General features: G+C 60.3%; 20 protein-coding genes. 13 read left to right on the top strand and 7 right to left on the bottom strand.

The genetic code is table 11. The features are described 5' to 3' along the window. The first annotated feature begins 1 nt into the window (after window position 1). Genes PAF20_RS08380 through PAF20_RS08370 form a run of 3 tightly spaced genes read left to right on the top strand, consistent with a single transcriptional unit; the run spans window position 2 to window position 3,011 of the window. The gene (locus PAF20_RS08380) at window positions 2-985 is read left to right on the top strand and encodes a carbohydrate ABC transporter permease (protein WP_271070225.1); all 984 of its coding nucleotides are present in this window, start codon (window positions 2-4) and stop codon (window positions 983-985) included. Beyond that, window positions 985-2,034, top strand: coding sequence for a carbohydrate ABC transporter permease (locus PAF20_RS08375; RefSeq protein ID WP_271070224.1), 1,050 nt, complete (start codon window positions 985-987; stop codon window positions 2,032-2,034). The genes PAF20_RS08380 and PAF20_RS08375 overlap by 1 nt, the downstream gene beginning before the upstream one ends. Then, the gene (locus PAF20_RS08370) at window positions 2,034-3,011 is read left to right on the top strand and encodes an ABC transporter ATP-binding protein (protein ID WP_271070223.1); all 978 of its coding nucleotides are present in this window, start codon (window positions 2,034-2,036) and stop codon (window positions 3,009-3,011) included. Before PAF20_RS08375 ends, PAF20_RS08370 begins: the two co-directional genes overlap by 1 nt. 90 nt (window positions 3,012-3,101) lie before the next feature. On the opposite strand, the gene PAF20_RS08365 is transcribed toward PAF20_RS08370, so the two are convergent. The 3 genes from PAF20_RS08365 to PAF20_RS08355 all read right to left on the bottom strand — a co-directional run bounded on the left by PAF20_RS08365 (window position 3,102) and on the right by PAF20_RS08355 (window position 6,701). Beyond that, window positions 3,102-4,472 carry an aspartate aminotransferase family protein gene (locus PAF20_RS08365; RefSeq protein WP_271070222.1) on the bottom strand — a complete coding sequence of 457 codons (1,371 nt, stop codon included), beginning with the start codon at window positions 4,470-4,472 and terminating at the stop codon, window positions 3,102-3,104. Between the two features lie 128 nt (window positions 4,473-4,600). Next, window positions 4,601-6,061, bottom strand: coding sequence for an NAD-dependent succinate-semialdehyde dehydrogenase (locus PAF20_RS08360; RefSeq protein ID WP_271070221.1), 1,461 nt, complete (start codon window positions 6,059-6,061; stop codon window positions 4,601-4,603). A gap of 160 nt (window positions 6,062-6,221) precedes the next feature. Then, window positions 6,222-6,701, bottom strand: coding sequence for an Lrp/AsnC family transcriptional regulator (locus tag PAF20_RS08355; protein ID WP_271070220.1), 480 nt, complete (start codon window positions 6,699-6,701; stop codon window positions 6,222-6,224). A gap of 72 nt (window positions 6,702-6,773) precedes the next feature. On the opposite strand from PAF20_RS08355, the gene ehuR reads away from it, so the two are divergent. From ehuR to doeB, 10 genes are all read left to right on the top strand, one after another. Beyond that, entirely contained in the window at window positions 6,774-8,135 is a 1,362-nt protein-coding gene (gene ehuR, locus PAF20_RS08350; protein WP_271070219.1) for a MocR-like ectoine utilization transcription factor EhuR, read from the top strand. Between the two features lie 194 nt (window positions 8,136-8,329). Next, window positions 8,330-9,493: a TRAP transporter substrate-binding protein gene (locus PAF20_RS08345; RefSeq protein WP_271070218.1), complete on the top strand. Its 1,164-nt coding sequence runs from the start codon at window positions 8,330-8,332 to the stop codon at window positions 9,491-9,493. Between the two features lie 94 nt (window positions 9,494-9,587). Continuing rightward, on the top strand, window positions 9,588-10,235 hold the full coding sequence (locus PAF20_RS08340) for a TRAP transporter small permease (protein WP_271070217.1): 648 nt from the start codon (window positions 9,588-9,590) through the stop codon (window positions 10,233-10,235). 3 nt (window positions 10,236-10,238) lie between these two features. Beyond that, a complete protein-coding gene (locus tag PAF20_RS08335) occupies window positions 10,239-11,525 on the top strand; it encodes a TRAP transporter large permease (RefSeq protein ID WP_271070216.1) in 1,287 nt (428 codons plus the stop codon). 9 nt (window positions 11,526-11,534) lie between these two features. Then, complete coding sequence (locus tag PAF20_RS08330) at window positions 11,535-11,978, top strand: universal stress protein (RefSeq protein WP_271070215.1); 444 nt, start codon at window positions 11,535-11,537, stop codon at window positions 11,976-11,978. 17 nt (window positions 11,979-11,995) lie between these two features. Continuing rightward, window positions 11,996-12,703 (top strand): maleate cis-trans isomerase family protein, encoded by a 708-nt coding sequence (locus tag PAF20_RS08325; RefSeq protein ID WP_271070214.1) that lies wholly within the window; start codon window positions 11,996-11,998, stop codon window positions 12,701-12,703. Beyond that, window positions 12,697-13,665 carry a hydroxyectoine utilization dehydratase EutB gene (eutB, locus tag PAF20_RS08320; protein WP_271070213.1) on the top strand — a complete coding sequence of 323 codons (969 nt, stop codon included), beginning with the start codon at window positions 12,697-12,699 and terminating at the stop codon, window positions 13,663-13,665. The genes PAF20_RS08325 and eutB overlap by 7 nt, the downstream gene beginning before the upstream one ends. Next, on the top strand, window positions 13,662-14,639 hold the full coding sequence (locus tag PAF20_RS08315; protein WP_271070212.1) for a cyclodeaminase: 978 nt from the start codon (window positions 13,662-13,664) through the stop codon (window positions 14,637-14,639). Before eutB ends, PAF20_RS08315 begins: the two co-directional genes overlap by 4 nt. Beyond that, entirely contained in the window at window positions 14,632-15,828 is a 1,197-nt protein-coding gene (gene doeA / locus PAF20_RS08310; RefSeq protein WP_271070211.1) for an ectoine hydrolase DoeA, read from the top strand. Before PAF20_RS08315 ends, doeA begins: the two co-directional genes overlap by 8 nt. Continuing rightward, window positions 15,825-16,811: a N(2)-acetyl-L-2,4-diaminobutanoate deacetylase DoeB gene (gene doeB / locus PAF20_RS08305; RefSeq protein WP_271070210.1), complete on the top strand. Its 987-nt coding sequence runs from the start codon at window positions 15,825-15,827 to the stop codon at window positions 16,809-16,811. Before doeA ends, doeB begins: the two co-directional genes overlap by 4 nt. Window positions 16,812-16,903: 92 nt before the next feature. Here the strand turns inward: doeB and PAF20_RS08300 are convergent, their stop codons facing one another. From PAF20_RS08300 to ectA, 4 genes are all read right to left on the bottom strand, one after another. Beyond that, window positions 16,904-18,340 carry an aspartate kinase gene (locus PAF20_RS08300; RefSeq protein ID WP_271073283.1) on the bottom strand — a complete coding sequence of 479 codons (1,437 nt, stop codon included), beginning with the start codon at window positions 18,338-18,340 and terminating at the stop codon, window positions 16,904-16,906. Between the two features lie 74 nt (window positions 18,341-18,414). After that, entirely contained in the window at window positions 18,415-18,810 is a 396-nt protein-coding gene (locus tag PAF20_RS08295) for an ectoine synthase (protein WP_271070209.1), read from the bottom strand. 6 nt (window positions 18,811-18,816) lie between these two features. Continuing rightward, window positions 18,817-20,106 (bottom strand): diaminobutyrate--2-oxoglutarate transaminase, encoded by a 1,290-nt coding sequence (gene ectB / locus PAF20_RS08290; RefSeq protein ID WP_271070208.1) that lies wholly within the window; start codon window positions 20,104-20,106, stop codon window positions 18,817-18,819. A gap of 48 nt (window positions 20,107-20,154) precedes the next feature. Further along, window positions 20,155-20,685, bottom strand: a complete 531-nt coding sequence (gene ectA, locus PAF20_RS08285; RefSeq protein ID WP_271070207.1) for a diaminobutyrate acetyltransferase — start codon at window positions 20,683-20,685, stop codon at window positions 20,155-20,157. Between the last annotated feature and the right edge of the window lie 64 nt (window positions 20,686-20,749).

Genomic DNA, 20,749 nt, shown 5'->3' with positions numbered 1-20,749 from the left:
CGTGGGACACTACCTGACCGCGCCCCTGCGCTGGCTCGCGCAGGTCATCGGGATTCCGTTGCGCGGCTGGCAACGCATGACCGGGCAGGGCGGCATGATCGCCCTGTTCCTTCTGCCCAATATGGCGATTTTCACGGTTTTCGTGCTGATCCCGCTTGGTATGAACGCGCTTTATTCGACCACCGGAGGGGTAGAGTTCTTTCTGGCTGACCGCCCCTATGTCGGCAGCGAGCACTATCAGCGCCTTCTGGATTGCGAGAATTACCTGCAACCGCGAAGCTGCCGCGACGATATGTTCTGGGTGGCGGTCTGGAATACGGCGCGTTTCGTGATCTTTCAGGTCGGTATCATGACGCTGGTGGCCATGATCACTGCCATAATCCTGAACCGTGCCATTCCAGCCAAGGCGTTCTGGCGGGCGGTCTTCTTTTTCCCGGTCCTTCTCAGCCCGGTCGTGGTCGGGTTGATCTGGCGTTGGATATTGCAGCGTCAGGGGCTCGCGAACCTTGGGATGGTCGAGCTTGGGCTTGAGCCGGTGAATTGGCTGACCGACCGTTTCTGGGCTTTTGCTGCGGCCGTGGGGGTCAGTGTCTGGGCGCATATGGGCTTTTACACGCTGATCCTGCTGGCCGGATTGCAAGCCATACCCCGCGATCTTTATGAGGCTGCAGAGATGGACGGCACGCCGCCTTTCCGCACCTTCTATCGTATCACGCTGCCGCTTCTGATGCCCAACCTGCTGGTTGTGCTGGTGCTGGCGCTGATCCGTGCGGTTCAGATTTTCGACGAAGCATATGTTCTGACCGGCGGTGGCCCCGGCACGTCCACGATGTTTATGACGCAATATATCTATGAAAGCGGCTTTGCGAACCTGCTGCGCAATCCGGGTCTGGCGGCAGCGGCCTCTATCCTGATGGCATTGGTTCTGGTCGTTCTGACGCTGATCCAGCTTTGGCTCAGCCGTCGTGCAGGGGGGAACCGCTGATGCGTTGGCTTATCGCAAGACGGGGTCGCACCGGAGACGGGCGGGGCTGGCACTGGACCGACATCGCGACGTGGATCTGGCTGATCGGCGGCACGATCATAATGTTTGGCCCGGCAATCTGGCTGGTCATGTCCAGCTTCAAGACACCCGCCGCCTTGGCAGAGTTTCCACCGACAATGCTGCCCTATGCCCAGCAAACGGTGGAGATCGAGGGCGCCGAAAAGCCGCTTTACACTGTCACGCTGGAGGATGGCACTGTCAAGACAATGGCGGAACTGCGCCGCGTCGGTATCGTCGCCCAGATGGTAGACCCCGAGGCCCCGGACGCGGAACCTGCCCGCGTTAATATTGCCGATCGCACAGCGGTTCGCGATGTGGATTTCGCGACGGAAAACTACTCTGAACCCTTTATGCGGTTCGATTTTTTCCTGTTCCTGCGCAATTCCGTCTTTGTGACGGTGATGGCGACGATCATCACCTTGCTGACAAACTCAATGGCCGCATTTGCCCTGTCGAAATATGAGTTCCGGGGCCGCAATGCCGTGATGTTGCTGATCATCGCGACGCTGATGGTGCCCCTGTCGGTGATCCTTGTCCCGCTTTATTCCGTGGTGTCCGCAACCGGGCTGCTGAACTCGCTGTGGGGGGTGATCCTGCCCACCGTGGCCACGCCGACGGGGGTGTTCCTGCTGCGGCAATATATGCTGACCATCCCCGATGAGCTGCTGGATGCGGCGCGGATGGATCACGCATCCGAATGGCAGATCTATTGGCGCATCGTTTTGCCGCTGGCAGCACCTGCACTGGCGGTGCTGGCGATCTTCTCGGTCGTGTGGCGGTGGAACGACTTCCTTTGGCCGCTTGTCGTCCTTTCGCGTATGGAGCTTTATACGCTGCAGATCGGCCTGAACACCTTCGCCGGAGAGCTGAATGTTCAATGGCACTATATCCTTGCGATGACAGTCGTGGCGATGATCCCGGTGGTCGTGGTCTTCGTCTTTCTGCAACGCTTCATCACTGCTGGGATCGCCGGAACGGGACTTAAATAATGGGCATGATCGAACTTGAAAATATATGCAAATCCTTCGGCTCGGTCGATGTCATCAAGAATGTCTCACTGAGCATCCCGGAGGGTGAGCTTACCGTTTTCGTCGGGCCGTCCGGCTGCGGCAAGTCCACACTTTTGCGCCTGATCTCTGGCCTCGACCGGCCTACCTCAGGCCGCATCCTGATTGACGGGGAGGATGTGACACGTCGTTCGGCAGCCGATCGTGGCCTTGCGATGGTGTTCCAGTCTTACGCGCTCTATCCACATATGACCGTGCGGCAGAACATGGCCTTCGGGCTGGAAAATACCCGGATGCCAAAGGCCGAAATTGCCGAGCGTATTGACGAGGCCGCGCGGATGCTGGAGATTGGTTCATTGCTTGACCGGCGTCCGGGGCAGTTGTCCGGCGGTCAGCGCCAGCGTGTTGCGATTGGCCGTTCCATCGTGCGTGAACCGACCGCCTTCCTGCTGGACGAACCGCTGTCGAACCTCGATGCCGAATTGCGCGGCACCATGCGGGCAGAGCTTGCGGCCCTTCATGCCCGCCTTGGCAAAACGATGATCTACGTCACACATGACCAGATTGAGGCGATGACCCTTGCAGACCGCATTGTTGTCCTGCGCGGCGGCGTGGTCGAGCAGGTCGATACGCCGCTGAACCTGTTCAACACACCTGCGAACCGGTTTGTTGCGGGCTTTATCGGCGCGCCGCGCATGAACTTCCTGCCGCAAGCTGATGGGGGCGTGATCGGGATCAGGCCGCAGCATCTGCGCATCGGGGAAGGCGGTATCGACGTTCAGGTCGAGATGGCCGAAAACCTTGGTGCAGAAACGCTGATCCACGCACGCACCGACGACGATGTTCCGGTGCTGGCGATGCTGCCGGGCCAGCTCAGTCCCGCACGCGGAGAGCGGCTTTCACTGATCCATGACCCCGCCGATGCGCATCGATTTGGAGAGGACGGGTCGCGGAAATAGCCGCTCGGCCCGGTTTTGGGTTGATGCCTGCCCGTCGAACCGGAACGGTTGCGTGACGGGCAGGGCAAGGCTGTGACGTGAAAGCTTCGCTTATCCCAGCACTGCTTTAATCGCATCGCTGGTTGCTGCAACGATCTGATCCGCTTCGCCTTTGGACAGGCACAGCGGCGGCGCAAAGCCAAGGATGTCGCCCTGTGGCATCGCCCGTGCAATGACGCCGCGCTTGACCATTTCGCCGACCACCTTTGCGCCGGTCCCATCGGATGCCGGAAGGAAGCTGCGCTTGTCACGATCCGCGACCAGTTCGACCGCGCACAGCATCCCTTCGCCGCGAACCTCTCCGACATTGGCATGACCGCCAACCGCGTCAGCCATGGCCTTGTTCAGATAGGCCCCGACCTCGCCCGCATTCTTCACCAGCCCCAGATCGTCAATCAGCTTGAGGTTTGCGATACCCGCTGCCGCCCCGATCGGGTGCGCCGAATAGGTCCAGCCGTGACCCAGCACGCCGAATTCATCCGCGCCTTTCATCAGCACATCCCACATGCGCTGCCCGACAATCGTCGCGGATAGCGGCGCATAGGCCGAGGTCAGGCCTTTGGCGCAGGTGATCAGATCGGGTTTCAGCCCGTAATGATCCGATCCGAACATGGTCCCCAGACGTCCGAAACCGGTCACGACCTCATCCACGATCAGCAGGATGTCGTATTTCGCCAGCACCGCCTGAATTTTTTCCCAGTAACCGGCGGGCGGGGGCACGATGCCGCCCGTGCCCAGAACCGGTTCCCCGATGAACGCGCCGATTGTGTCCGGGCCTTCGGAGAGGATCAGTTCCTCCAGCTTTTCGGCGCAATATGTCGAGAATTCATCCTCGCTCATCCCCGCTTCGGGGCGGCGGAAGTAATAGGGGGCTTCGGTATGGATGATCTGTGCAAGCGGCAGATCGAATTTCTTGTGGAACAGTTCCAGCCCGGTCAGGCTGCCGGTGACGAGCCCCGAGCCGTGATAGCCGCGCCAGCGGGAGATGATCTTCTTCTTCTCGGGCCGGCCGAGGATGTTGTTGTAGTACCAGACCAGCTTGACGTTGGTTTCGTTGGCGTCCGAGCCGCCAAGCCCGAAGTAGACCCGCGCCATGCCTTCCGGCGCACGATCCATCACCATCTTGGACAGGGTGATATTCGCCTCGGAGCCGTGGCCCGCATAGGCGTGGTAATAGGCCAGCTCATGCGCCTGTTTTGCGATCGCCTCGCTGATTTCGGTGCGGCCATAGCCGACATTGACGCAGTAGAGCCCCGCGAACCCGTCCAGCAGGCGGTTACCGTCGCGGTCGGTGATGAACACGCCCTCGCCGCCGGTCACGATGCGCTGCGCGGCCTCTCCCCGTGCGAATTGCGACAGATGGGTCGAGGGGTGCATGAAGTTCTCGCGGTCCCATTTGGCGAGTTCGTCATTGGTCAGCATGTTGTCTTCCTTCTTCGTTCATATCCAAGTGCGGCAGAGGGCCGACGTCCGTCCGTGGTCGGACGCTGGCCCGGCGGGCTTCGCCCTTGACACCGGGCCGGGTGTTTCGTTCATCCGTTGCCCCCTCTCTAACCCCAGTCACGGCAGACATATTTGATCTCGGTAAAGGCCTCCAGCCCCTGCCTTGCGCCTTCGCGCCCGACGCCGGACTGTTTCATCCCGCCGAATGGAATGGGCGCGCCAGTCACCTTGGTCCGGTTCACTGCCACCATGCCGTATTGCAGCGCCCGCGTGGCGCGGTAGATCCGGCGCGGGTCGAGGCTGTGGACATAGGCGACCAGCCCGTATTCGCTGTCATTGGCGCGGGCATAGACCTCCTCTTCGCTGTCGAACGGGGTCAGCGCTGCGACCGGACCGAACGTCTCTTCGGACATGATCGCGGCGTTATCCGGCACATCGGCCAGAACGGTCGGCTTGAAGAACAGCGGCCCGAGGCTGTCATCCACCCCACCCCCGGTCAGCAGCTTCGCGCCCTTGTCCAGTGCATCCTGAACATGCGCCTTCTGCTTGTCGATCTGGCGGTCGTGGATCAGCGGGCCGATATCGGGATCGTCCATCCCGCGCCCGAGGCTCAGCGCCTCGACGGCCTTGGTGAAACGGGTGCAGAACTCGTCATAGATGTCGCGATGAATATAGAATCGGTTCGCGCCAAGGCAATCCTGCCCTGAGGTGGCGAATTTTGCCTTGATCCCTTCGGAGACTGCGCGATCCAGGTCGGCCCGTTGGAACACGATGAAGGGCGCATGGCCACCCAGCTCCATCACCAGCCGTTTTACCGTATCGGCCGATTGGCGATAGAGCAGCCGCCCGACTTCGGTCGAGCCGGTAAAGGACAGAGCCCGCACCCTTTTGTCGCCGGTCCATTCCCCGACAATGGTCGCGGCATCGCCGATGACGGTGTTATAAACGCCATCCGGGAAACCGGCCCGCCGTGCCAGTACCGACAGGGCAAGCGCTGAAAGCGGGGTTTCCGCCGACGGGTGAACGACAACCGTGCAGCCCGCACCAAGCGCGGCGGCGGCCTTGCGGGTGATCATGGCGCAGGGGAAGTTCCACGGCGTGATCAGGGCTGCGACGCCCACGGGTTCGCGCCACAGCTCCATCTCGGCATCGGGCAGGTGGCTTGTGACGCCTTCGATATTCGGGCGCAGGGCCTCTTCGGCGTAAAACTGCACGAAGCTGGCGGCATAGTCAATTTCACCCCGCGCCTCGCTGATCGGTTTGCCCTGTTCGGCCACCATGATACAAGCCAGATCCTCTTTCGCGGCGATGATCAGATCATACCAGCGATGCAGGATATCGGCGCGGTCCTGCGGCAACATCCCCGCCCAACCGGGGAACGCCTGCTGGGCTGCGTCGACGGCGGCGCGGGCGCCAGCCGCGTCGCTGGTCGTGACCTTGGCCACGACGGCGCCGCTTGCCGGGTCGCGGACCGCCAGACGGCCATCGCCCGCGAAATCACCGGCATCGGCCAGCAGATCGGGATCGGACAGTCGGTCGGCCAGATTGGTCTTGGGATCGTCGAGCATCGCGCACCTCCATCATTGCGAAGATCATGCGCCGGACGGGGCAGGCGAATTCACTTAAGATGGCGGCGGTGGAGGAGGATTCTTCTTTTGTGGTTGGAGTGAGCAGGGGTTTTTTCTGTCGGCGTGGGTATGTGTCGTGCAAGCTGCGCTGAAGCGCACCCTACAGGTGAAGCAGAGCGCTCGCGGGCGGTTCATTCTTCACCGGCTTGGTGACGATATAGCTGTAATAGCGCCGTACACCCGCCCGGCTTTCCAGCAGCCCGTCCATTAAATCCTGAAACGCCGCAACATCCTCGCTGACCACTTGCAGCAGGTAGTCGTAGCCGCCGCCAATTGCCCAGCAACCGGTGATTTCGGTGATCTGTGCGATTGTCCGCTCGAATATCTGGAAGCTTTCGGCACGATGACTTTCCAGTTCGAGCGTGACGAAAACCTGAACATGCGGACCGAGTGCGGCAAGGTTGACCTCTGCCCGGTAGCCAGCGATGAGGCCAGCTTTCTCAAGCCGTTTCATCCTTTCCCAGCAAGGGGTTGGGGAAAGATTCACCCGCGCCGCCAGATCAGTCTTCGAAATCCGCCCCTCGCGTGAGAGCGTCGCAAGTATCGCAATATCGCGGTCATCAAGACGGGTCTGGTTCATATCCTGCTTTTTTCGCCCGCGACTGGTTTTGTCAATCTGGACAAGCCGGCCTTGCCCCGCTTGACTAAGGCCATGTCCCACTGGCCGCTGACGAAATCCGATATCACACGCCCCGCTTACCGCAGCCTTGCGCAAGGTGTCGCCGCAGCGATTGATGCCGGCAGCCTGCGTCCCGGTGATCGCCTTCCCCCGCATCGAGAGCTTGCATGGCAACTCGACCTTTCCGTGCAGACTGTCAGCCGCGCCTATGAAGAGCTGATCCGCGCCGATCTTATCTCTGGCGAAGTCGGGCGTGGCAGCTTTGTCAAATCCGGACCGCGCGAAACGGTTGAGGTGCCGTGGTTCCGCGCCCCTGCGGAACGACCGCCGATAGACCTGTCTATGATGACCCCGGTTGATCTGCCGCAGATCGCTGAAGCATGGCGCAGCAGCATGCTTCGTCTGGCAGAAAACCTGCCTGACCCGGCAATGTATTCCTTTCGCCCGCGTCAGACGATGGCGCTTTATGGTGGGATGGCGGCGAACTGGCTGGCGCGCTGCGGGCTGGTGGTCCCGGCGCAGCGCATATTGATCACCAATGGCACGACGCCTGCGATGTTCGTGGCGCTGATGTGTGTGGCAAAGCCCGGCGATATCATCGCGACGGAAAGTTCAACCTGCCACACGCTGCGCCCCGCGGCGGCAAGTCTGCAACTTCGGCTGCGTGGTATTGCGTGCGACGAACGCGGAATGCTGCCCGATGCGCTTACAGCGGCTGCGCGTGCCTCTGCCGGGCGGATGAAGTCGGTATTTCTGCTGCCCTCTGGTGCAGGTCCAATGGCGCGGATCGTGGACCGCGCGCGTCGGGAAGAACTTGCGCGGGCGGCGGTTGAGGCGGGGTTGATCATTCTTGAAGACGATGCGCTTGGCCCGGTCGCGCTGCGCCGGCCGCCGCCGATTGCGAGTTTCGCACCCGACCACAGCTTCTATTTTACCGGCCTGTCGAAGTCGCTTTCACCGGGGCTGCGGATGGGTTTTCTGGCAATGCCTGAAAGCCTGGCAGAACGGGCGCTGAACCGGCATCTTGCCATGTCATGGATGGCAACACCGATGATTGCCGAAATCGCGCGTGACTGGATCGAATCCGGCGTGGCGGATGAGTTGCTTGCCGCGCAGCGCAGCCAGCTTGTGCAACGTAACCGTATGGCGCAAAAGATTCTGGGCGGGCGCAGTCTTGGGTTTCCGCAAGGGCTGCACAGGTGGCTGCCCTTGCCTGATGATTGCGACGAACGCGCTGTCCTTTCGGCTGCACTTGCACAGGATGTCGCGGTGGCACCTGGGTCGGGATTTGCGATCACCGATTCTACGCCGGCATTACGGCTTTCACTTGGCGCTCCGCGTATGCCCGAACTGGAGCAGGCGCTGCTTATATTGGCGTCATTGCTGCCGGATTAGGGGCAGCCTCAATGATATGCGGGCTAACCTGTTTGACACCCATCGGTCGAATTGTCATGATTTAATATAGAAATTGACTTGATATCCCGTTGTGTCGAAGTCTCGACGCCGGAGATCGGGCGGAAACGCCCCGAGTTGGAATGTAGAAGTCACCGGCACCTTGGTGCCGGGGCGACCTGACAACAGGAGACAATATGACTTACAAGACTCTCACCGCTGCCAGTGTCACCGCGCTTATGCTCGGCAGTGGCCTCGCTCAGGCCGATACCTGGCGCTATGCGTTCGAAGAGGCATTGGAAGAAGTTCAGGGCATCTACGCTCAGAAGTTCAAGGAAGAGGTCGAAGCCAATTCCGACCACGAAGTACAGCTTTTCCCCTTTGGCACACTGGGTGAAAGCGCCGATATCATGGAACAGGCGCAGTCCGGCATTCTGCAGTTCGTCGACCAGTCCCCTGGCTTTACCGGCGCGCTGATCCCGGAAGCGCAGGTGTTCTTCGTGCCTTATCTGCTGCCGCAGGATCAGGAACAGCTGTTCTCGTTCTTCCGCGAGTCGAAGGCGATCAACGAGCTGTTCCCGCCGCTTTATGCGGATCAGGGGCTGGAACTGCTGACCATGTTCCCCGAAGGCGAAGTGATGATGACCACGCAGGAAGCCGTGGCCTCGCCCGAGGATCTGAACGAGGTCAAATTCCGCGTGATGACCAACCCGCTGATCGTCGAGAGCTATCAGGCCTTCGGCGCGACGCCGACGCCTCTGCCTTGGGGTGAGGTTTACGGCGCAATGCAGACCGGCATCGTTCAGGGTCAGGAAAACCCGGCCTTCTTTATCGAATCGACGAAGATGTACGAGGTCAGCGAACACATCACCCGCGCCGGCCACAACAACTTCACGACCGCTGTCATGGCGAATAAAGAGTTCTATGACGGGTTGTCCGATGAAGATAAGCAGGTCGTGGACAATGCGGCGCAGGCTGCGTTCGACTACATCCTTGATTATCAGGACGGTCTGACCGAAGAATCGCTTGCCAAGATTCAGGAAGCGAAGCCGGACATGACCATCACGACGCTGACTGAAGAGCAGCGCCAGCCCTTCCGTGAAACGGCCGCGGCCGTTGAGGCGAAGTTCCTGGAAATCGGTGGCGAACAGGCTCAGGCAATTCTGGATCAGATGAAAGCCGACCTTGAGGCCGCCGCCTCGGCTGGTGGCGAAGCTGAAGCGGACGCCGCAGCGGCGGAAGACGCGCCCGCGGAAGAAGCTGCTTCTGATGAGCCGGCCACTGAGGACGCTGATGAGTCGGCGACTGAAGACGCTGCTGCCGAGGGCGAAGCGGAGATGGAAGAAGAAACTGCCAACTAAGGCGGTGCTATCTTGATACGATCGGCCCGGCCGGACTTTCGTTTCGGCCGGGCTATCTGGTCCAACACACCCAATTCAGCGCGAGGCCCGCGGCATGACGCCTGACGACAAACAACAGCCCAAGGTCGACCCGGACGTCATTGCCGCCGCCGAGGTTGCCGCCGTCGACGAAGATATCGACGATTCCAACTATGTTTCAGGTCTGCCGGGCTTTCTTGGCGTGATCGACGTCGCAATCGCGCGGCTGGAGGCTGTGCTTCTTGCGGTTGGTGTTTTGCTGATGGCAGTCAACACGATGGCGAATGTGGTTGGCCGCGTCATCGGGCGCACCATTTATTTCTCGGAAGAGCTTAATCAGGCGCTGATCATCCTGATTACCTTTGCAGGCATTTCCTATGCGGCCCGGCATGGGCGTCATATCCGGATGTCGGCCTTTTTCGATGCTATGCCCTTTCGCCCTCGCAAGACGCTCATGGTGGTTATCGCGGCATTAACCGCTGCAATGATGTTCCTGCTGACATGGTATTCCTTTGCCTATGTGATGGAACAGGCGTCACGCGGACGTGTGCTGCCTGCCTTGCAGATACCGCAATGGTGGATCATCGTCTGGGCGCCGCTTGGCTTCCTGCTGACGGGCATTCAATACACCCTCACGGCGATCAAGAACGTGATGGACAAGGATATCTGGCTGTCGACGAGCACGCTGGAAGGTTATGACGACAGCGCGGAAGAGGAGGTCTGATCCATGATCTGGGCAATATTCGGGACCATGATCGTCCTTCTTCTGCTGGGTTTCCCGATGATGATCCCGCTGCTGGCAGGCTCTCTGATCGGTTTCGTCGGCCTGTTCGGCGGCTTCGATCAGCTTGACACGATGGTGCAGCAAGTGCTGGCCGGAATCCGGCCGGCCAGCCTGATCGCCGTGCCGATGTTCATCTTCGCCGCCGATATCATGACGCGCGGTCAGTCGGCCAACAGGCTGATAGACCTTGTGATGGTTTTCGTCGGCCATGTCAGGGGCGGGCTGGCAATTTCGACGGCCGGTGCCTGCACGATGTTCGGCGCTGTTTCCGGCTCTACCCAGGCCACGGTTGTTGCCGTGGGTGGCCCGCTGCGTCCGCGTATGCTGAAGGCTGGCTATAATGACAGCTTCATCCTGGCGCTGATCGTCAATTCGTCCGATATCGCCTTCCTGATCCCGCCATCCATCGGCATGATCATATACGGCGTCGTGTCCGGCACCTCGATTTCCGAGCTGTTCATCGCAGGTATCGGGCCGGGGCTGCTGATCCTCGCGATGTTTTCGGCCTATTCCTACATCTACGCGGTCCGCAACAACGTGCCGGTAGAACCGAAGGCAAGCTGGGCGGAGCGTGGTGCTGCGATCAGGCGTGCGCTCTGGCCGCTTGGCTTCCCGGCTATCATCATCGGCGGCATCTATGGCGGCATCTTTTCCCCGACCGAGGCAGCCGCAGCATGCGTTCTGTACGCATTACTGCTTGAGATGGTCATCTTCCGCGAGATGGGGATGAAAGAGCTTTATGCGACGGCGAAATCCACCGGGCTTATCACCGCTGTCGTGTTTATTCTTGTCGGTGCGGGCGCGGCATTTTCCTATGTCATCAGCTTCGCGCAGATCCCGCAGCAGTTGCTGGCAGGTATCGGGATCGACCAGATGGGCCAATACGGTGTGCTGTTCACGATTTCCGTCGCGTTTTTCGTGGGCTGCATGTTCGTCGATCCGATCGTGGTGATCCTGATCCTCGTGCCGATCTTTGCCCCCGTTGTGGCGGATGTGGGCCTTGATCCGGTGTTGGTGGGTACGATCATCACCCTGCAGGTTGCCATTGGCAGCGCGACCCCGCCCTTCGGCTGCGACATCTTCACGGCCATTGCCGTCTTCAAACGGCCCTATACCGAGGTGGTGAAAGGCACACCGCCCTTCATCTTCATGCTGTTGACCGTTGCGGTCCTTCTGATCTTCTTCCCGCAGATCGCGTTGTTCCTGCGTGATCTGGCCTTTGCCGAGTAAGGGGGCGCAATGTTCACTAAAATTCTCGTTCCCTATGACGGCTCGAACGGTGCGCAACTCGCGCTTGACCGCGCGGTCGAGATGGCAAAGCTGTGCGATGCGCATCTGGTTATCGTCACCGTCTATCGCCACCACTCGATGTTAGAGGCGTCGCTGTCGATGGTGCGCGGCGCGACAGAGCGGGGCGGCAATCTGGACAGGGAAATGCGCGAAGCGGCGAGGGAGGCGGCCGATTACGCCAAGAAGCGTGTGAAAGAGGCCGGGCATGAAAAGGTCTCTGCCTTCATCAAGGCAGGACAGCCGGCGCGGACGATTATCGCAATGGGCAAAGAAAAGGAATGCGACCTGATCGTCGTCGGCTCTCGTGGCCTTGGCGCGACCGAGGGGTATTTGCTTGGCTCTGTCAGCCACAAGGTGACCGGGCTGGCGAATTGCCCGGTTCTTGTCGTCTGAGCGCAGGTATTCCGTCCATGTGGCGCGATCCTGCCTTTTACCGTTTCGGCCTGATTGCCCTGTCGACCGACATGACGATAGAGGGTGACGCCGCGCGTCTTTTGCCTTCGGAATGTCGGCTGCATGTCACGCGGATCGAGTTCGACAATCCGACAACGCGAGAAAACCTGCTGAAGACTGGCCCGAGGCTTCGTGCAGCGGCTGATCTGCTTCTGCCGGGGGTAGAGCTGAAGGGGATCGGCTTTGGCTGCACCTCTGCTTCTGCGGTTCTTGGCGACGGGGTTGGTGATGCTTTGGGGCATCGCGGGCCGGTGGCGACGCCCGGCGGATCTGCCTTGCGCGGCTTCAGGGCGTTGGGGGTGAACAGGGTTGCGCTGATGACGCCCTACCTTGCAGCGACAGCCGATCTGGTGGGCGATTATTTCGAGGCGAAGGGGCTGGGCGTTGTCCGGCGGCATTCCATGGGCTTCGAAGATGATCGGGACATGGCGTTGCTGCCACCTGAACGTATCATCGAATTCGCAATTGCTGCGGATCATCACGATGCAGAAGCCTTGTTTATGTCCTGCACCGCATTGCCAGCCGTATCAGTGATAGATGAGATTGAAGCGCGGCTGGGCAAGCCCGTCGTCAGTTCGAACCTTGCCCTGTTCTGGGCGATGCTGGATCAGGCAAAGATACCGGCTCAGGGTCCGGGCAGGCTTTTTCAGGTGCGGACATGGTAAAGCCGAACAACGTCACTCTGGACGACATCCATGCGGCGGCAGGGCGCATCCGGGATATGGTTCGGGTGACACCTTTCAAACTCTCGCCAAGTTTGTCCGCGCTTGCAGGCGGCCCGGTCTGGCTGAAATGCGAACACCGGCAGGAAACCGGCGCCTTCAAATTGCGCGGCGCGTCCAATGCCGTCGCGCGATTGGGCGATGTGGCAGGCGTAACCACGGCCTCGACCGGCAATCACGGTCGCGCTGTCGCCCACGCTGGCCGCCAGATCGGCCTGCCGGCGGTCATATGTGTTTCAAAGCTCGTGCCGCAGAACAAGCTGGATGCGATCGAAGCCCTGGGTGCTGAGGCCCGCGTCATCGGTGCCTCGCAGGATCAGGCGTTTGAAGAGGCATGGCGGCTGAAACGCGAAGACGGCTTCGCACTGCTTCCGCCATTCGATCATCCTGACGTGATCGCGGGGCAGGGGACACTGGGTCTGGAAATCCTTGACCAGATACCTGATGCGGCGGCGATTGCGGTTCCGTTATCAGGCGGCGGTCTGTTGGCTGGCGTGGCACTGGCGGCGAAATCGCTGCGTCCCGATATTCGTATAATCGGCATAAGCATGGAACGCGGCGCTGCGATGGCCGCAAGCCTGTGTGCAGGTCAACCAGTTGACGTTGAAGAGGTTGCGACGCTGGCTGACAGCCTCGGCGGCGGTGTGGGCATGGAGAACCGCTATACTTTCCGCATGGTCCGCGAATTGATGGACGACCTGATCCTGCTGACAGAGGAAGAGATCGCAGCCGGAATCCGCCACCTTGCGACAGAGGATAGCGAGATAGTCGAAGGCGCGGCCGCGGTCGGCGCGGGCGCGGTGCTTGCGGGCAAACTGAAGGCCGACGGCCCGCTGGTGCTGATCCTATCGGGTGAGAATATCGACCCGGACCGCCACGCCGCCATCGTGAGAGGTGAAACATGAGCGACGTTTTGATCGTGCACGAAGATGAGCTGCGCCAGCATGTGCATCTGGATGAGCAGGCAATCGCGATCGTCGAACAGGCCTTTGGGCGACTGGCCGAAGGGGGTGTGGAAATGCCGCCGGTCCTGTCCATGCATCTGCCCGATGTGAATGGAGAGGTGGACGTCAAGACTGCCTATGTGCCCGGTTTGCCCGGCTTCGCGGTGAAGATCTCGCCCGGCTTTTTCGACAATCCTGCGAAGGGGCTACCGTCGACATCCGGGCTTATGGTGGTTCTGTCGTCAGAAACCGGTCGGGTGCAGGCGGTATTGCTGGACAACGGATATCTGACCGATCTGCGCACGGCGGCTGCTGGCGGAGTGGCGGCAAAACATCTGGCGCGGGCTGATGCCGGCCGCGCCGCGATCTTCGGCGCCGGGATGCAGGCACGTATGCAGTTGCAGGCCCTGCGTCTGGTCCGCCCGATTGCCGAAGCGGCGATCTGGGCTCGCGATCCGGACAAGGCAGCAGCCCTCGCGGCGGAGCTGGCGGATGATGGCCTGAACATCCGTGCCGAGGCCGATCCCGAGCGCGCCGCTGCATGGGCGGATGTGATCGTGACGACGACCCCGGCCAGTCAGCCGATCCTGCGCGCCGAATGGCTGCGTCCGGGCCAGCATGTCACGGCGATGGGCAGCGATCAGGACGGGAAGAACGAACTCGACCCACTTTGCCTCGACCGTGCCGATCTTTATGTCGCGGACCGTGTCAGTCAGACCCAATCGCTTGGTGAATTGCAGGCGGCGCTGAATGCCGGGATCATCGCCGACACCACCGAAATACCAGAGCTTGGTCAGATCATCACTGGGCAGCATCCGGGGCGCACCAGCCCGGACCAGATCACCATTGCCGACCTGACCGGGACCGGCGTGCAGGACACCGCAATCGCAACCCACGCGCTTGATGCGCTTTCGAAAGCTCGCCCGAATGCCTGAACTGCAAAGGACGCCCGAACGTTTTTCAACGGCCGAATATGAACGACGCATCCGCCAGACCCGCGACAGCATGGCCAAGCTGGGCCTTGATCTGCTGATCGTCAGCGACCCGTCAAATATGGCTTGGCTGACCGGCTATGACGGCTGGTCCTTCTATGTTCATCAATGCGTGATCATCGGCCCGACCGGAGATCCGATCTGGTTCGGGCGCGGGCAGGACGGCAATGGTGCATTGCGCACCGTCTGGATGAGCGATGATCACATCATCGGCTATCCCGATTATTATGTGCAGTCGGTCGAACGTCACCCGATGGATTACCTTTGGGCACAGCTGGCCGACCGGGGCTGGCACCGCGGCTTCATCGGGGTCGAGATGGACAATTACTGGTACTCGGCCAAGGCGCATGAGCGGCTGGTTTACGGCCTGCCGGACGCGCAGATCCTTGATGCGACCGGGCTGGTGAACTGGCAGCGCGCCGTCAAATCGGATGAAGAACTGACCTATATGCGCAAGGCCGCCCGCATCGTAGAGCGCATGCATCGGCGCATTGCCGACAAGGTCGAGGTCGGGATGCGTAAATGCGACCTGGTTGCTGAAATCTATGATGCCGGGCTTCGATATGACGAATGGTCGGCCCATGGCGGCGACTATCCGGCCATCGTGCCGCTGCTGCCCTCTGGCCCGGATGCGGCGGCACCGCATCTGACATGGGACGATATGCCCATGAAGCCCAATGAGGGCACATTCTTCGAAATTGCCGGTTGTTATCAGCGCTATCACTGCCCTCTGTCCCGAACGATCTTTCTGGGCAAGCCGCCGCAGGACATGCTCGACGCGGAAAAAGCTGTTCTGGAAGGTATGGATGCCGGGCTGGAGGCGGCTCGGGCTGGGAATACCTGTGAAGATATCGCGGCAGCGTTTTTCACGGTCCTCGACCGTTACGGCATCGTCAAGGATAACCGCACCGGCTATCCAATCGGGCTGTCCTATCCGCCTGATTGGGGTGAACGCACCATGTCGCTTCGCCGCGGCGACCAGACCGAGCTGCGGCCTGGCATGACCTTCCATTTCATGACCGGCTTGTGGATGGAGGATTGGGGCTACGAGACAACCGAATCCATCATCATCACTGAAAGCGGGGCAGAGACTTTCTGCAATCTGCCCCGGCGGATGCTGGTGAAGTCATGAACCCCATTCGCCCGACAATCCCGCTGGACGGTCAGGGTAAGGCGCATGGCTTCCTGCGCCTGCCATACAGCCGCAATGACAGCGCATGGGGCAGCGTGATGATTCCGCTTACCGTGATTGCGAACGGGCAGGGCCCGACGGCGCTGCTGACCGGGGGCAATCACGGCGATGAATATGAAGGCCCCATCGCGCTTCAGCAGCTGGCGTGGGAGCTGGAGCCGGAGCAGGTTTCGGGCCGGATCATCATCCTGCCCTATATGAACTATCCGGCCTTCCGCGCCGGGACGCGTGTCAGCCCGATTGATCAGGTCAATATGAACCGCGCCTTTCCGGGCCGCGCAGATGGCACGCCAAGCCAGAAGATTGCGAATTACATCAACGATGTGCTGGTTCCGCTGGCGGATATCGTTCTGGATTATCATTCGGGCGGCAAAACGCTGGACTTCCTGCCATATGCCGCCGCCCATTACCTGGATAACAAGGATCAGCAGACCAAATGCGTCGAGGCTGTCAAGGCGTTCGGCGCGCCCTATTCCATGATGATGCTGGAGATTGATGCCGTCGGCATGTTCGATACGGCCGTGGAGAGCCAGGGCAAAACCTTTGTCACCACAGAACTTGGCGGAGGGGGGACCGCGACGGCTTCATCCGCGCAGATCGCGATCAAAGGTGCCAGAAACATGCTGCGCCATGCGGGCATCCTGTCGGGCGAGCCGGAGCGGTCCGAAAGTGTCATGCTGGATATGCCCGGCGATGATTGCTTTCATTTCGCAACTCGCGACGGATTGCTGCATCCATTAGTTGATCTAGGAGCGGAGGTCGTCGCTGGCCAGCCCATCGCGCGAATATGGTCCAACGACCGCAGCGGGGTTGAGCCAGTGGAGGTCTGCGCGAACCGTGATGGGCTTCTCGCGGCGCGCCACTTTCCGGGGCTGGTTCAAAGCGGTGATTGTCTGGCGGTGCTGGCTATTCGGGTTGATTGACATCGTCAGGCATCGTTTCGGCAACACACTTACGCGATATGCGAAAGCGCAGCCGGGGTTCGGCTGCGCTGTTCGGTTTTTCCGATGCGAAATCAGGCTGCGATGCGGGCGGATACCTCGCGCTCCTCGATCAACTCGGCATGAAGCGCCGTGATCGCGCCGTCCAGATCGTCTCGGCTGAGCAGGAATTGCACATCTACCGCTCGTGTCGGTTTCTGCGCTGCCTGAACCTCGATCCCGGCACGATCCAGTGCCTGCAACCCGCGCATCAGCACACGCTGCCCCTTCAGGTCGCGACCGATTGCCGACGCGATGGCGGCAGAGCGGGCGGTGACTTCGGCCGAGGGATAAAGCTCTGAAAGCTCCGATTCAATGCGGCGCGCCCGCTTCAAGGAAGTGGCAAGGAAATGGGTGATCGTGTTCGCGTTCGATGTCTTGGAGACGATGAAGATATTATGCCGCGTCAGCACCTCTAGGATCTTGGCATCATAGCCCTTCACACCGACCATATCCTGTTCGAACAGTTCCAATACCACGACCGGCAGGCCGGTCACAATCTCGGCCCCTGTCGCTTCGGCGCGGGCATCGTCGATCAGCGTGCCGGGGTCGTCAGGCTCGAATGCATTGGTGACGCGCAGCGGGATTTGCCTTTGGCGCAGCGTTTTGGCAGCCTTTGGATGAATAGCCTCCATCCCGAGGTTCGCAAGCTGGTCGGCCACGTCATAGTTGGTGTGACCCAGCTTACGCACCACATCGGCGCCGACCAGTCCGGGGTCGGCGGATGACAGATGGAATTCCTTGTGAATGATCGCCTCCGACGCGCCGGTCAGGGCGGCAAGTCGAGAGAACGTGACTTCGGAATAGCCCCGGTCGAACTCTGCCATCAGCCCTTCGGTGCATTGCGCATAACCGGTGACGATTGGCAGTTCGGTCGCAAGGTCGATGCCATCCATGGCCGTTGTCAGTCTCTCTTCCAGCGAAAACTCGCGTTCATCGCGCCAGCCCGTCAGGTCTACATAACGTGCGTTCACACCTGCGCGGTTCAGCAGCAGGGTCGCCACGAAGGCCGAATGTGCCTCTCCCAGACCGGACAGCAATTCGCGGAAGACCATCATGTGTTTCGACAGCCGGAAATGGCCATAGCTGCACAGTCGCTGCATGTCGATCAGGCAAGAACGTGCGCCTTCGATGCGATCACGGACGAATTCATCCGCCTGCATCCGGTCGCCGGAATGTTCCAGGATATCGGCATTCGCGGCGCGCATCGCTTCGGATACGCGGTTGATCGCGCCTTGCCAGCTGCCCTGATCGTCGGCAGCATTGGCAAAGCTGGCATAGACGCCCGGCTCTCCGGTTTTCTTATGCTCCAGCAGCAGGTTGGTAATCCCGCCAAAGGCTGAAACGACGAAGATGCGATGGTACAGATCCGCGCCTTCGCGGTCGCCGATCAGCAGGGTGTCGCGCAATTCGTTCAGGCGGCTCATGGATGTGCCGCCGATCTTTTCGACGGTGTGATTCGGAAAGTTCAGTTCGGTCAATCCGCTTTCCCGGCCCTGTTGTCGGGCCGGGCCTCTGATTGATTGTTATTCTTGCGAGGGGTCGCTTACGCGTCCTCGGTCTCGGGCGCGGCGTAAGATCCGTCGGCCTGATGCACTTCGGTCCCGGTGACGGGCGGGTTGAAGCAGCAGGCCATGACCAGTTCTTCCTCGGCCCGCAGCGTGTGCTTGTCATGCAGGTTCAGCGCATACATCACGCCGGGCGTGATCTCATGCGTCTCGCCCGTGCCCAGATCGGTGATAGAGCCCTTGCCGGACATGCAGTAAACGCTTTCGAAATGGTTCTTGTAGTGGAACGTATGTTCCGAACCCGCTTCCAGCGTGGTGATGTGGAAGGAAAAGCCCATCTTGTCATCGGCCAGCAGCATCCGGACGGATGACCATTGCGCATCCTTCACATCGCGGTCGGTGTTCTTCAGCTTGTTAAAATCACGTACAATCATATCGGTTTACTCCGCTGCGATCTGGTTGTTGCTGGTGGCTTCGCGCACTGCGGCCTCCAGAATGTCCAGACCCTTGGTGAAAATCTCGTCGGGCGTCGTCAGTGCGGCCAGAACCTTGACCACCTCGTCATGGGCGCCCGAGGTTTCGATGATCAGCCCATTTTCAAAGCATTTCGCGCAGATATCGCCGGCAAGATCGCCGCTGCCCACATCGACACCGCGCATCATGCCGCGCCCTTTCAGTATGGCACCAGGGATCAGATCGGCGATGGCCTGCAGACGGTCGCGCAGATAATCGCCCTTGCGCTGAACATCCTTCTGGAATGTGTCATCGGCCCAGAACTTCTCCAGAGCGACACGCGCAGTCACAAAGGCATGGGTGTTGCCGCGGAAGGTGCCGTTATGTTCGGCCGGTTTCCAGATGTCATGTTCCGGCTTGATCAATAGGGCCGCGAAGGGCAGCCCCATGCCGCTGAACGACTTGGCCTGCGTGATCATGTCAGGGTCCAGGCCGAATTCCTCGGTCGAGAAATAGGTGCCGGTCCGGCCGATCCCGGCCTGAATGTCGTCGATGATGAACAGCGCACCATGCTTGCGGGCAAGGCGCTGAATGCCTTGCAGCCATTCCTTGCTGGCCGCGTTCAGGCCGCCTTCGCCCTGCACGGGTTCCACGATGAAGGCCGCCGGATCATCCATCCCGCTGGAGGGGTTTTCCAGCGTCCACTCGATATATTCCAGCGTGTCCTTATCACCCATCGCGTTCTCGAACGGCATATGGGTCACATCCGCAAGGCTGCCACCGCCCGCGCCTTCGCGCTTGCCGGAATTGCCGGTCAGCGCAAGGCTGCCCATCGTCATGCCATGAAAGGCATTGGTAAACGCGACGATATTGCGGCGGCCGGTGACCTTGCGGGCGAGCTTGATCGCGGCTTCGACGGCATTGGTGCCGGTCGGTCCGGTCATCATGACCTTATAGTCCATGCCGCGTGGCTTCAGGATAAGACGCTCGAACGTTTCGAGAAAAGCGGCCTTCTGATCTGTGAACATGTCCAGACCGTGGGCGATGCCATCGGCACTGATATGTTCGATCAGCGCAGTCTTCATGTCCGGGTCGTTGTGGCCATAGTTCAGCGACGAACAACCGGCGAGAAAGTCGATATAGTCGCGACCGTCCTCGGCAGTCATGATAGACCCGCTGGCCTTGGTGAAGACCGTCGGGAAACTGCGGCAATAGGAACGCGCCTCGGATTCGCGGCGCTCGAAAATAGCGGTGTCGGCCGTCTTGTCAGTCGGCATGGGATTACCTCGGGATTTTATGAATGGAAGTCCGGTGGCGGGGCCGGTTCAGGCCACCTGCGCGACCGGAGCAGGGAAACGGATCGTAACCATATGCTCGGTGGCGTGCTCACCGTCGAAATGGTCGTCCTTCTTGAAGTGCGGCTCATCCGAAAGGATGGCATTGTGACGGTCTGCAAGACTGCGGAACAGGCCCCAGCTTGCATCATTGTCGCGGGTGATCGTGGTTTTCAGATGCAGCACACCGGCCATGTCGTCGCGCGACAACAGTTTGTCCAGCATGCGCCCCGCAAGGCCAAGGCCGCGCGCATCTTCGGATACCGCCACCTGCCAGACAAACAGCGTGTCGGTCGCATCGGGCAGGATATAGCCCGAAATCCACCCAACCGGCACGCCGTCAAGCTCTGCCAGGATGCAGGTATCGGCGAAATGATCGCATTGGATCAGGTTGCAATACATGCTGTTCTCATCCAGCGGCTTGCATGCCTTGATCAACGCCCAGATATCGCTGCCGTCCTCTGGCTCGGGCTTGCGAAAGGTCAGTTCTTCCTGAATTTCTGGCTCGATCATATCTTTCATGCCGCGATCCTCATTTATTTCGCAGTGCTAAGTAACACATATCGAGCATTTTGCAACCGCAGCA

The sequence above is a fragment of the Paracoccus albus genome, from assembly GCF_027913035.1.
Classification (GTDB): Bacteria; Pseudomonadota; Alphaproteobacteria; order Rhodobacterales; family Rhodobacteraceae; genus Paracoccus; species Paracoccus albus.
This window is presented reverse-complemented; position numbering and strand designations above follow the sequence as displayed.